This window comes from Streptomyces sp. NPDC004788 (assembly GCF_053601115.1).
The window spans coordinates 1-12,613 of the sequence record NZ_JBSGBF010000095.1 but is presented as its reverse complement, the minus strand read 5'-3'; the positions used below and the strand labels follow the sequence as shown (position 1 = coordinate 12,613).

The 12,613-nt window shown below is 69.7% G+C and carries 10 protein-coding genes and 1 pseudogene; 6 read left to right on the top strand and 5 right to left on the bottom strand.

Going from position 1 to position 12,613, the window contains the following annotated elements; genetic code table 11:
- Nucleotides 1-4: 4 nt before the first annotated feature.
- Nucleotides 5-727: a hypothetical protein gene (locus ACWEJX_RS30595; protein WP_451610666.1), complete on the bottom strand. Its 723-nt coding sequence runs from the start codon at nt 725-727 to the stop codon at nt 5-7.
- Nucleotides 728-1,082: 355 nt separating this feature from the next.
- On the opposite strand from ACWEJX_RS30595, the gene ACWEJX_RS30590 reads away from it, so the two are divergent.
- Both ACWEJX_RS30590 and ACWEJX_RS30585 read left to right on the top strand, forming a co-directional pair.
- Nucleotides 1,083-2,126 (top strand): hypothetical protein, encoded by a 1,044-nt coding sequence (locus ACWEJX_RS30590; protein WP_451610665.1) that lies wholly within the window; start codon nt 1,083-1,085, stop codon nt 2,124-2,126.
- Nucleotides 2,075-2,257, top strand: a pseudogene (locus tag ACWEJX_RS30585) (phosphomethylpyrimidine synthase ThiC); the annotation flags it as partial. The gene ACWEJX_RS30590 and the pseudogene ACWEJX_RS30585, both read left to right, overlap by 52 nt.
- A 58-nt stretch (nt 2,258-2,315) precedes the next feature.
- Here the strand turns inward: ACWEJX_RS30585 and ACWEJX_RS30580 are convergent.
- From ACWEJX_RS30580 to ACWEJX_RS30570, 3 genes are all read right to left on the bottom strand, one after another.
- Entirely contained in the window at nt 2,316-3,227 is a 912-nt protein-coding gene (locus ACWEJX_RS30580; RefSeq protein WP_451610664.1) for a hypothetical protein, read from the bottom strand.
- Nucleotides 3,228-3,390: 163 nt separating this feature from the next.
- On the bottom strand, nt 3,391-4,686 hold the full coding sequence (locus tag ACWEJX_RS30575; protein WP_451610663.1) for a metallophosphoesterase: 1,296 nt from the start codon (nt 4,684-4,686) through the stop codon (nt 3,391-3,393).
- A 338-nt stretch (nt 4,687-5,024) separates the two neighbouring features.
- On the bottom strand, nt 5,025-6,131 hold the full coding sequence (locus ACWEJX_RS30570; RefSeq protein WP_351658196.1) for a LacI family DNA-binding transcriptional regulator: 1,107 nt from the start codon (nt 6,129-6,131) through the stop codon (nt 5,025-5,027).
- Between the two features lie 358 nt (nt 6,132-6,489).
- Between ACWEJX_RS30570 and hisC the strand changes: the two genes are divergently transcribed.
- The gene (gene hisC / locus ACWEJX_RS30565) at nt 6,490-7,602 is read left to right on the top strand and encodes a histidinol-phosphate transaminase (RefSeq protein WP_451610662.1); all 1,113 of its coding nucleotides are present in this window, start codon (nt 6,490-6,492) and stop codon (nt 7,600-7,602) included.
- 144 nt (nt 7,603-7,746) lie between these two features.
- Here hisC and ACWEJX_RS30560 read toward each other — a convergent pair whose 3' ends face one another.
- A complete protein-coding gene (locus tag ACWEJX_RS30560) occupies nt 7,747-8,124 on the bottom strand; it encodes a cyclophilin-like fold protein (RefSeq protein ID WP_451610661.1) in 378 nt (125 codons plus the stop codon).
- 215 nt (nt 8,125-8,339) lie between these two features.
- Here ACWEJX_RS30560 and ACWEJX_RS30555 point away from each other — a divergent pair, with 215 nt between their 5' ends.
- The 3 genes from ACWEJX_RS30555 to cydD all read left to right on the top strand — a co-directional run.
- On the top strand, nt 8,340-9,845 hold the full coding sequence (locus ACWEJX_RS30555) for a cytochrome ubiquinol oxidase subunit I (RefSeq protein WP_451610681.1): 1,506 nt from the start codon (nt 8,340-8,342) through the stop codon (nt 9,843-9,845).
- 18 nt (nt 9,846-9,863) lie between these two features.
- Entirely contained in the window at nt 9,864-10,865 is a 1,002-nt protein-coding gene (gene cydB, locus ACWEJX_RS30550) for a cytochrome d ubiquinol oxidase subunit II (protein ID WP_451610660.1), read from the top strand.
- 21 nt (nt 10,866-10,886) lie between these two features.
- On the top strand, nt 10,887-12,613 hold a 1,727-nt coding region (gene cydD / locus ACWEJX_RS30545; protein ID WP_451610659.1), incomplete at its 3' end, for a thiol reductant ABC exporter subunit CydD.

The following is a 12,613-nucleotide window of genomic DNA, read 5'->3' as shown; positions in this document are numbered from 1 at the left end:
GTGATCAGGATCGCTGAGCGTTCTGCAGCCGTTCCACCTGCCGGTTGATCAGCTCGGTGGGGAACGACGAGCTCTTGCCTACGCTGAGCTCGGAGAACGTGGTGATGGTGTTGCCCGCGCGTACCACGATGAACTGCTCGTTGCGGTCTCCCAGATCCCCCGGCTTCTTGGGGATGATCTCCCGGAAGGCAACAGCCTCGTCGCCGACCTGCGGCGGTGCCTCCGTCTTCACGGTCGCCTTGAACTTCCCTACCCAGCCTTCTCCCTCGTACGACTGGCAAGTGGCGAGGGCCTGCTTGAGTTCCGCGAAGCGCTGCGCGGCTTTGCCGTCCTCATAGGAGGCGAGTGTGGAACCGCCACCCATGATGTTCTCCTTCCAGTTGAAGATCTGGAAGACGTGAGCGAACGATCCCTTGCCCGAACGAACGTCGATGAGCGGCTGGCAGGAGGGTTCGGACGCGGGCGGGAAGGTGCGCCCGCTGCCCTCCGGCATCGGCTCCTGTACCTCGATGGGCTCGTGGGCCTGCGGAACCTCTCCGTTCTTGAGGGCGAGGGTCTTGAGCTGGGCCATCGTCAGCGGTGCCACAGCGGACTCGGCCGGCGGGGTGGCGGCCGACGCCCCAGTGGCGGTCTTCGGCCCCTGCGCCGGGGCACACCCTGACGTCAGGAGCAGGCCGATGACAGCTGCTACGGCTGAGGTCGCCAGCTGTGTCGTGCGGGCGTGCATGAGTCCCCCGGTGGTGGCGTGGATGAGTCCGACGCTAGTGGTGCGCACAGTCGGTGACCAGGGGGTTTCCGATTACGGATTGGAGAGGGAACCCCGCCGATCTGCGGACCGACCCTTCAGTCGATGAAGATCAGCAGAAGCGACGCGGACGCCACCCCGGAGGAGAACGAGGCCGGGATGCTGGGGAGGTCGAAGGAGTTCGCGGCGTCGGGCAATCGGGTCTACCTGCCGCTGGTGGACTGAATCAGCGCCCGTAACCATGAGCCGGGTCCGTAATGCCGGCGACGCGACCGTGCCTGCTCCGCCATGATGCGTCGATGACGTACGGCGTACGTCCGCATATGGAGGGGGACCGATGAGCAGCACCGGGGTGGTGCGGTGGAAGGCGACCGGCAAGGTGCGGTCGTTGGTGTGGGACGGGGAGGACCTCGTCGACAGAGTGGACGGGGGACGGCGCTGGACGTCCGACGGCGTCGATCACCCATCAGGACGCATGTACGCGTACCCCTTCGACCGTGCCGTCGTCTCGCCGTCCGGCCGGTACACCGTTGCGTACACCGAGCGGGGGACGAAAGCGCTGCTCCTCGACGGACAGCGGATCGTTCGTGAGCTCAATCGGAGCTACTACCACGCTGAGGACTTCGACTACCCGGTGGTGCTGGGGGCGCTCTCCGACGGTCGGGAGGTGCTGGTGCACTGTCCCGAAGCCTATGAAGTCATCGAAGTCGAGGACGTGGCAACGGGTGAGCGGCTCACCCATGGCGAGCGGACGCCGACTGACGTCTTCCATTCCAGGCTTGCCATGAGCCCCGACGGTAAGCGGCTCCTCTCGGCCGGCTGGCTGTGGAGTCCGTTCGGGATCGCCCGGGTGTACGACCTCGAGCGGGCACTGACAGAGCCGGCCGTGCTCGATGGCGAGGGCCTATTGCCGTCGTGGAGCTGGGTGGACGCCGAAATCGACGCCGCCTGTTGGCTCGACGGCGATCGCCTGGCGGTGGCGACGGGCGAGGACGAGGCCGACGATGACGACGAGGGCGACCCTGCAACGCTGGGGCCCAGGCAGTTGGGCGTGTGGTCGTTGTCGGAGCAGAGATGGCTGCACAGGCACCGGCTTGAGCTTCCGATGGGCACACTCATCGGGCACGGTGCCGGCGTCATCGCGCTGTGCGAGTACCCGCGGCTGATCGATGTGGCCACGGGGGCCGTTCTTGCGGAGTGGCCGGAGGTCGGCGTCTCACCGCGTGTCGGCAGCTACGGGGTGACCCACGTACCGACTCCCGTGGCTGCGCTCCATCCGGACGGTAGCCGTCTGGCGGTCGCCCAGCCGGACGGAATCGCGATCATTGCGCTTCCTCAGCCGGCTTCGTGTCCGTCTCCAGAGGAATCCTTCAGTCGATGAAGATCTCGCAGGACATCGGGCGCGAGCACGGCGGTGACCTGAAGGCGGACGAGATCGAGGCGGGCATGGCCGAGAAGTCGGCGGAGTTCGCGGCGTCCGGGAACCGGGTCTACCTGCCGCTGGCCGACTGACGCCCGCGGCCTACGACGGCATGCCACCCCTGGCTGGTGCCGGTGGGTGGCATGCCGGTCACTCCGGACGGTGCTCCGGCGTGCCGGCGTCAGGGCTCGTGGAGGCGGAGCTCGTGGCGTCGGGACTCATGGCGTCGGAGCTCGTGGTGTCGGGACTCATGGCGGCGGAGCTCGTGGTGTCGGGGCTCGTGAAGTCCGGGCTGGAGAAGTCCGGGCTGGTGAAGTCGGGGCTCGTGTAGGTCGGGCGGGGCGCCGGGGTGCCGCCCTCGTTCGGGCTGGTGAAGTCCGGGCCGCTGTAGCCGACCTTGGGTATGCGGCCGGTCGGCGGCGCGGGCGACTGGCGGGGCAGGGTCGGCGACGCGGCGAGGGCGTCGCGGAGAAAAGGGTGGATGCCCCGGTCCGCCAGGGCCCGGCACCAGGCTTCCCTGGCGCGTGTCAGCTCGTCGTCGGGGGCCTGGGCGGGGACTTCGGTGGCGCTGTTGCGCAGGGCTGTGAGCAGCAGTCCGGCCGCCGCGCAGAGCAGTCCGGCCGCGGCGACGGCGCCGAAGAGGAGGCCGGCGGTGAGCAGGGTGTCGGCGAACGCGGGGGCGGGGTCGAGCATCTTCAGGACCGCGCCGACCAGCAGGAAGATCACGGCCGCGGTGCCCGCGAGGAGCGGGCCGAGGACGGTGACGACGGCGAAGAAGCCCGCGCCGCCCTCGTCGGCCGCGCCGTCCGTGCCGCTCACCGTGCGCGTCTGCTCGCGGACCTGCTCCCGTACCTTCACGAAGTGGTCGTATTCGGCCGCGGCGGCGGTCGTGATCAGCGTCGTGGCGTTCAGCGCCATCGAGCGCAGCTGTGCGGTGGTCAGCCGGGTGCCGATTCCGGCCAGATCCGGATGGTCGTGCGCGGTGCGCAGTGCGTCGTCGAGGACCCGCTCGAACTCGGCGCGGTCCTCGGTCAGCAGGTGCGGAGCCACGTTCATGTGCATCCCCCGATGCTCCGTAAGGGCCGGAACCGGCCGTGGGGAAACGGCGGTTCGGGCGGAAACGGAGGAGAGCCTGCTACGGATGAGCCGATGGTATTGCGGTTACGGCACGTGGTGACAGGGTGTTTCGGGAAATCGCCTTCCCCGGATGCGTAGGGTTAATGCGTCAGGCGGGCAGCGGGAGTTGCACGACCAGCAGCTTTCCGGCCATGGTCACTCCGCCGTCCATCGCGATGGCGAGCCCGTCCGCGTAGACGTGCGGACCCTCGACGAGCGGGCGCTCGCCCTCCTCGCCGTCCTCCGTGCCGACCTGGCCGAGAAGGTACGGGATGGGGCTGTGGCCGTGCACGATCCGGCTGCCGCCGTAGGTGCCGAGCATCTCGCGGACGGCCGGCGGGCCGGCCTCCTCGTCGCGGAAGGCGAAGCGCTTGGTGAACTTCCGGAAGAGGTCCCAGACTTCGTCGGCGTCGTTGCGGTTGAGGGTCTCCTTGACCGTCTCGTTGACGTCCTCGATCGTGTCGCCGTACTCGAGGTACGCGGTGGTGTCCGAGTGCAGCAGCAGGTGGCCGTCCTCCTCCGCCATGGAGTCGAGCCGGGACATCCACTGGATGTGGACGTCCTGGAGGCGGTCCATGTCGTGCTTCTGGCCGCCGTTGAGCAGCCACGCTGCCTGGAAGGTGGCGGTGCCGGCGCCGGAACTGACCGGCGTGTCGCCGAAGCGCTTGGCGCCGATGAGGAGCAGCTCGTGGTTGCCCATGAGGGCCTTGCAGTAGCCGCCGGCGGCCGCCGCCTCGGCGGACAGGCGCATCACGAGGTCGATGACGCCGATGCCGTCGGGGCCCCGGTCGGTGAAGTCGCCGAGGAACCAGAGCCGGGTGTTGCCGGCGGCCCAGCCGCCGTTCTCGTCGATGATGCCCTGGGCGCGCAGCGCTTCGAGCAGCTCGTCGAGATAGCCGTGGACATCGCCCACCACGTACATCGGGCCGCGGCCGTCGGGGCGCGCCGCGGCGGCCGGCTGGGGCACCGGGGCGACGTGGACCTGGACCGTGTCGCCGCGGTTGATGACCGGCAGGTCGCGCTCGGTCGGCGTGTACCCCTCGGGCGGCTCGTCGTCGGGGAAGGCGTTGCCGGGATGGCCGGGGTGGCCGGCGCTGACGGCACCGGCGGCGAAGAAGTCGTACGGCTCGGGGGACTCGTACGGGGCGGGCGACTCGTACGGCTCGGAGGACTCGTACGGCTCGGTGGACTCGTAGGCCACGCGGGGCTCGTACGCCTCGGGCGCCTGGGCCAGGTGGAGCGTGGCGTCGGCGGGCCCGGCGGTGGGCGCGGCGGAGGGCGGAGTGTCGGTGGGGAGCGGCTCGGGAGCATGGCCCTGGACGGGCACCCGGGCGTACGGAGGTACACGGAAGTCACGCAACGTCGCTGTGCGCACCACGGGTTCCTGCCCGGCCCCCTGCGTCATCGACCCCTCCACCACCGTCGCGATGCCCTGCACATCGCGGACCGGCCTGGTCGTGGTGGTCCGCGGTGTCGTCCATCCATCATAGGAATGAGGGTCCGCCTGTGTGACGCACCAGGGGTGGTGAATCCGGGTCCACTCCGGGTTCACCGGGTGTTTCGCCCGAATTGGGAAGGTCCGGACCAGGGGTTGGCCCGGGGCGCCAAATGGTTTGCGCCTGCCGGACCACAAGAGCCGCGGCCTTCCGCGGCCCTTCCCCCGGTCCCCCGCCCCCGTCCCCCAACCTCGTCCCCGCCCCCGTCCCCGACCCGTTTCCGGCCCCCTCCGCCCCCGCTCCCGGTTCAGTCCTTCGAGGGAGACCGTGGCGGGCTCACCGTTGTCCGCGGCGAGCGGCGCTGCGACGAGGTGCGGACGATCAGCTCGGTCGGTATCACCTGCTCGACCGGTCCGTCCGTGTCGATGCCCTCGATGGCGTCGATGAGCAGTTGCACGACGGCCGTGCCGATCCGGCGCGGTTTCAGCGAGAGCGTCGTGATGGGCGGCTCGGTGTTGGCGTACACCGTGGACTCGCTGCAGCACACGAGCAGCAGGTCGTCCGGGACCCGCAGCCCGTAGCGGCGGGCCGCGGCGAGCAGGTCGGTGCCGTTGGGGTCGAAGAGCCCGTACACGGCGTCGGGACGGTCCGGGCGGGCGAGCAGCCGGTCGGCCGCGACGGCGCCCGCGCACGGATCGTGCGCCGGATATGCCTCGTAGACGGGATCCTGGCCGACCCGCTCGCACCAGTTGAGGTACGCGGTGGTGGACAGCCGGGTGTACGTGTCGGTCGTCGTCCCGGTGAGCAGCCCGATCCGGCGGGCGCCCGCGGCGGCGAGGTGGTCGAGCAGGTCGAGGACGGCGGCTTCGTGGTCGTTGTCGACCCAGGCGGTCACCGGCAGCGTGCCGGCGGGGCGCCCGTCGGAGACGACGGGCAGGCCCTGGCGGACCAGCTCGGTCACGACGGGGTCGTGGTCGGAGGGGTCGATGACGACGGTGCCGTCGAGGGCGACGTTCGACCAGACGTCGTGACGGGAGGTGGCGGGCAGGATGACCAGGGCGTAGCCGCGGGCGAGCGCGGCCGAGGTGGCGGCTCTGGCCATCTCCGCGAAGTAGGCGAACTCGGTGAAGGTGAAAGGTTCATCCCCGTACGTGGTCACGGTCAGGCCGATGAGTCCCGACTTGCCGGTACGGAGGGTGCGGGCGGCCGCGGACGGGCGGTAGCCCAGCCTGTCTGCGACCTCGCGGACGTGACGGCGGGTGGCGTCCGGGAGCCGGCCCTTGCCGTTGAGCGCGTCGGAGACAGTCGTGATCGAGACTCCGGCGGCGGCGGCCACGTCCCGGATGCCCGCCCGGCCCTGCCGGCTTCCCCGGGTCTGTGCCCGGCTCACCTGGTGCTTCCCTGCTGCTGTCATGGCGAGCCGATAGTAGGGCGAAGGGGGTGGGTCGAGCCGGTCGCATATGCAGTTATGGGCAGGTACGTTTCTGCATGATCAAAAGTAGTCAACGACCTAGGAAACAAAGGGTGTTCAGGTCGTTGACATAAGAGCTGTAGTCCTTGGCCGCCATGCACCTGGCGAGGGTGGGAGGTCTCGAAGAGGTCTCAACTCACCTCTACGGGGGATGCGCGCCACGGCGCTCGCCACCGGCGCGCGCCACCCCGACGCGCGCTCCCCTTGTTGCCGCTCCGTTGTCCACAGCCCATTCGCAGGAGAGCCGAATCCTCATAAGGTGAGGAGTATTGGTGGTACGTACGGTCGAGGAGGACCCACAGTGAGCGAGACCAGCGGGACGAGCGGGGTCGGCACGGCGGGCACGGCGGGCCCGAAGCTGCGCGCCGAGCTGGACGGCATCCCCACCTACAAGCCGGGCAAGCCGGCCGCCGCGGGCGGACCGGTCGCCTTCAAGCTCTCCTCCAACGAGAACCCGTATCCGCCGCTGCCGGGCGTGATGGAGAGCACGCTGGCCGCGGCCGCCAACTTCAACCGTTACCCGGACATGGCGTGCACGGGACTGATGACCGAGCTCGCCGACCGCTTCGGCGTCCCGGTCTCGCACATCGCCACCGGCACCGGCTCGGTCGGTGTCGCCCAGTCGCTGATCCAGGCGACCGCGGGCCCGGGCGACGAGGTGATGTACGCCTGGCGCTCCTTCGAGGCGTACCCGATCATCACGCAGATCAGCGGCGCGACCCCGGTGCAGGTGCCGCTGACCGAGGGCGATGTCCACGACCTCGACGCGATGGCGGCGGCGATCACCGACCGGACCCGGCTGATCTTCGTCTGCAACCCGAACAACCCCACCGGTACCGCCGTGCGCCGCGCCGAGCTGGAGCGCTTCCTGGACCGGGTGCCCTCCGACGTCCTGGTCGTCATCGACGAGGCGTACCGGGAGTTCGTCCGCGACACCGACATCCCGGACGGCATCGAGCTCTACCGCGACCGGCCGAACGTGGCGGTGCTGCGGACCTTCTCGAAGGCGTACGGGCTCGCCGGCCTGCGGGTGGGCTTCGCGGTCGCCCACGAGCCGGTGGCGGCGGCGCTGCGCAAGACGGCGGTGCCGTTCGGCGTGAGCCAGCTCGCGCAGGACGCGGCGGTGGCCTCGCTGCGGGCGGAGGACGAGCTGCTCGGGCGGGTCGGCTCGCTGGTGGCCGAGCGCGAGCGGGTCCATGCGGGGCTCGTGGCCCAGGGCTGGACGGTGCCGGACACCCAGGCGAACTTCGTCTGGCTGCGGCTCGGCGAGCGGACCATGGACTTCGCGGCGGAGTGCGAGCGGCACGGAGTGGTGGTGCGGCCGTTCGCGGGCGAGGGCGTGCGCGTCACGATCGGTGAGTGCGAGGCGAACGACCTGTTCCTGAAGACGGCGGAGGGCTTCCGCCAGGGCTGATCGGCAGCCTGACCGGTCTGTCGGGTCAGTCCGCCCAGTCTGCTCGGTTGTGTCAGGTCTGACCGGTGTGCTCGGTCTGATCAGTCTGCTCAGTGGTGTCAGGTCTGACCAGTCCGCTCAGTCCGCTCAGTCCGATCGGCCTGATCAGCCGATGACTTCCACCCGGATCGGGTCGCCGGACCTCACGGTGGCCAGGATCCGGGGGTCCCCGTCCAGCGCGCCCAGGAGGTTGCACGGGCTGGCGAGCCGCGGCTCGTCGTCCGTAGAGATCGGGGTGGGGCCGTAGGGGAGGGCGAGCGCGTCGCCCTCCGTCCAGAACGCCACCGTGCCCGGCGCGACGACCTGGCGCGCGTCGGGCTCGAGCGGGACCGAGACCGGAGTGTCGAAGTAGACCTCCTCGCCCCAGGTCCGAGCGGTGGCGGAGATCGGCAGAGCCCCCACGAGCGCCTTGCTCGTGGGGGTTTCGTCGAGGGTGGCCGTGGTGTGTCCGGCCGGCCAGGAGATGCGTATCCGAAGGGTCATGGCCCGGATTCAACAATATGTTGAAGGTCTTGGGAAGAGGTGACCTTCGGTACGGGACCCCCGACTGAAGGTACGGATTTCGTATGAGCCATAATGCTTGTGAATGTGAACGCGTTCACAAGCGTGTCCCTGTTCCTCCCGGAATGGGAGGGATCAAGCGGGCAAACTGCCGATTGTGCACCACGGCGATGTAAGGAGAAGGCGACGTGGACCATATGGACCTCGCGTTGGCGCCAGAGACACTGGCGCGCTGGCAGTTCGGTATCACCACCGTCTACCACTTCCTCTTCGTCCCTCTGACGATCTCGCTCGCGGCGCTCACCGCCGGGCTCCAGACGGCCTGGGTGCGCACCGAGAAGGAGAAGTACCTCAGGGCGACGAAGTTCTGGGGCAAGCTCTTCCTGATCAACATCGCGATGGGTGTGGTCACCGGCATCGTGCAGGAGTTCCAGTTCGGCATGAACTGGTCGGACTACTCGCGCTTCGTCGGTGACATCTTCGGCGCCCCGCTCGCCTTCGAGGCGCTGATCGCGTTCTTCTTCGAGTCGACCTTCATCGGCCTGTGGATCTTCGGCTGGGACAAGCTGCCGAAGAAGATCCACCTGGCCTGCATCTGGATGGTGTCGATCGGCACCATCCTGTCGGCGTACTTCATCCTGGCGGCCAACTCCTGGATGCAGCACCCGGTCGGTTACAAGATCAACGGGGCGCGCGGGCGGGCCGAGCTCACCGACTTCTGGCTGGTGCTCACCCAGAACACCACCCTCAACCAGATGTTCCACACCCTCTCGGCGGCCTTCCTCACCGGCGGCGCCTTCATGGTCGGCATCGCCGCCTACCACCTGGCCCGCAAGCGGCACATCCCGGTGATGAAGACCTCGCTGCGGCTCGGTCTGGTCACCGTCGTGATCGCCGGCATGCTCACCGCGGTCAGCGGCGACCTGCTCGGCAAGGTCATGTTCAAGCAGCAGCCGATGAAGATGGCCGCGGCCGAGGCGCTGTGGGACGGCGAGGCACCCGCTCCCTTCTCCGTCTTCGCCTACGGCGACGTCGAGAAGGGCCACAACACGGTGGCCATAGAGATCCCGGGTCTGCTGTCCTTCCTCGCCAACGACGACTTCAGCTCGTACGTCCCGGGCATCAACGACGTCAACAAGGCCGAGCAGCAGAAGTTCGGGCCCGGCGACTACCGGCCCAACATCCCGGTCGCGTACTGGGGCTTCCGCTGGATGATCGGCTTCGGCATGGCGTCCTTCGCGCTGGGCCTGCTCGGCCTCTGGCTGACCCGCAAGAAGTTCATGCTGGCCCCCGCCCTGAGGGTGGGCGAGGACGAGGCACCGCATCTCGTCCTCTTCAAGAACAAGGCGCTCAGCCCGAGGATCGGCAAGTGGTACTGGCTCGTCGCCCTGTGGACGATGGCCTTCCCGCTGATCGCCAACTCCTGGGGCTGGATCTTCACCGAGATGGGCCGTCAGCCGTGGGTCGTCTACGGCGTGCTGCGCACCCGTGACGCCGTCTCCCCCGGGGTCTCCCAGGGCGAGGTGATCACCTCGATGATCGTCTTCACCGTCCTCTACGCCGTGCTCGCCGTGGTCGAGGTGAGGCTGCTCGGCAAGTACGCGAAGGCCGGCCCGCCCGAGCTCACCGAGGACGACCTCAACCCGCCCACCCGGATCGGCGGGGACCGCGACGCCGACCGGCCCATGGCCTTCTCGTACTGAGGCTCAGGAGATCGAGGCATGGAACTCCACGACGTCTGGTTCGTACTCATCGCCGTCCTCTGGATCGGCTACTTCTTCCTCGAAGGCTTCGACTTCGGGATCGGAGTCCTCACCAAGCTGCTCGCCCGTGACCGGGCCGAGAAGCGCGTGCTCATCAACACCATCGGTCCCGTCTGGGACGGCAACGAGGTGTGGCTGCTCACCGCGGGCGGCGCGACCTTCGCCGCCTTCCCCGAGTGGTACGCGACGCTGTTCTCCGGCTTCTACCTGCCGCTGCTGATCATTCTGGTCTGTCTGATCGTCCGCGGCGTCGCCTTCGAGTACCGCGTGAAGCGGCCCGAGGAGAGCTGGCAGCGCAACTGGGAGCAGGCCATCTTCTGGGCCTCGCTCATTCCGGCCTTCCTGTGGGGCGTGGCCTTCGGCAACATCGTCCACGGGGTGAAGATCGACCGGAACCTGGAGTACGTGGGCGACTTCTGGGACCTGCTCAACCCGTACGCCCTGCTCGGCGGCCTGGTCACGCTCACCCTCTTCACCTTCCACGGCACCGTGTTCGCGGCGCTCAAGACGGTCGGCGACATCCGAACCCGGGCCCGGGCGCTCGCGCTCAAGCTGGGTCTGGTCACGGCGGCGGTCGCGCTCGCCTTCCTCGTCTGGACGCAGCTCGACAAGGGCGACGGCGGAAGCCTGGTCGCGATGGTGATCGCCGTGGTGGCGCTGGTCGGTGCGATCGCGGCGATCCGGGTCGGGCGCGAGGGCTGGTCGTTCGCGCTCTCGGGCGTCACGATCGTCGCGGCGGTGGCGATGCTCTTCCTGACGCTCTTCCCCAACGTCATGCCGTCCTCGCTCAACCCGGCGTGGAGCCTGACGGTGACCAACGCGTCGTCGACCCCGTACACGCTAAGGATCATGACCTGGTGTGCGGCGATCGCGACCCCGCTGGTGCTGCTCTACCAGGGCTGGACCTACTGGGTCTTCCGCAAGCGGATCGGCACGCAGCACCTCGCCGACGCCCACTAGGCGACGCCTTCTAGCCGGGAGATGTTTCACGTGAAACCGATCGATCCGCGACTGCTCCGGTACGCCAGGGCCACCCGTTTCTTCCTGGCGGCGGTCGTCGGCCTGGGCTTCGTCGGGGCGTTGCTGATCATCGCCCAGGCGATGCTCGTCGCCGAGGTCGTGGTGGGGGCCTTCCAGCGAGGCCTGTCGGTTTCCGATCTCGGCACCCCGCTGCTGCTGCTCGGCGCGGTGGCGGCGGGCCGGGGACTCGTCTCCTGGCTCACCGAACTCGCCGCCCATCGGGCGAGCGCGGCGGTCAAGTCCGAGCTGCGCGGCCGGCTGCTCCAGCAGGCCGCCGGGCTCGGGCCCGGCTGGCTCAGCGGGCAGAAGGCCGGCTCGCTGGCCGCGCTCGCGACCCGGGGCGTGGACGCGCTCGACGACTACTTCGCCCGCTATCTGCCCCAGCTGGGGCTCGCGGTCGTGGTGCCGGTCGCCGTCCTCGCCCGGATCGTCACCGAGGACTGGGTCTCGGCCGCGATCATCGTGGTGACGCTGCCGCTCATCCCGGTCTTCATGATCCTCATCGGCTGGTACACGCAGGCCCGGATGGACCGGCAGTGGCAGCTGCTCTCCCGGCTCTCGGGGCACTTCCTCGACGTGGTGGCCGGGCTTCCCACGCTCAAGGTCTTCGGCCGCGCGAAGGCGCAGGCCGAGAACATCCGGAAGATCACCGGCGACTACCGGCAGGCGACCATGCGGACGCTGCGGATCGCCTTCCTCTCCTCGTTCGCGCTGGAACTGCTGTCGACCCTCTCGGTCGCGCTGGTCGCGGTCGCGATCGGCATGCGCCTGGTCCACGGCGAGTTCGACCTCTACAGCGGGCTCGTCATCCTGGTCCTGGCGCCCGAGGCGTATCTGCCGCTGCGGCAGGTCGGGACGCAGTACCACGCGGCGGCGGAAGGGCTCGCCGCGGCCGAGGAGATCTTCGCGGTCCTGGAACACCCGGTCCCGGCCGGCGGTACGAGAGCGGTGCCCGCGTCCGTACGGATCGAGCTCGACCGGGTGACGGTACGACACGCGGGCCGCGCCCGGCCGTCGCTCGACGCGGCCTCGCTCACCGTCGAACCCGGCGAGACCGTCGCCCTCGTCGGGCCCAGCGGCGCCGGCAAGTCGACCCTGCTCGACGTGGTGCTCGGCTTCGCCGCCCCGGAGGCCGGCGGCACGGTCCGGGTCGGCGGCGCCGACCTCGGCGCGCTCGACCTCGACCAGTGGCGCTCCCGGATCGCCTGGGTGCCCCAGCGCCCCTACCTCTTCGCCGGTACCGTCGCCGACAACGTGCGCCTGGCCCGCCCGGACGCCACCGACGCGGCCGTACGCGCCGCCCTGCGCGACGCGGGCGCCGCCGACTTCGTCGCCGAACTCCCGGACGGCGCCGAGACCCTGCTCGGCGAGGACGGCGCCGGCCTCTCCGCCGGCCAGCGCCAGCGCATCGCCCTCGCCCGTGCCTTCCTCGCCGACCGCCCGGTCCTCCTCCTCGACGAGCCGACCGCCGCCCTCGACGGCGAGACCGAGGCGGCCGTCGTCGACGCGGTCCGCCGCCTCGCGGTGGGCCGGACGGTCCTGCTCGTGGTCCACCGCCCGGCGCTGCTCGCGGTGGCGGACCGAGTGGTGTGGCTGGCCCCGGCGGAGCCAGAGGAGTCCGGCGGGGCCGGTGGGTCCGTCGGCCGGCATACGGGTGTTCGCGACCGGCGGCCTCGGCGGAGTCGCGC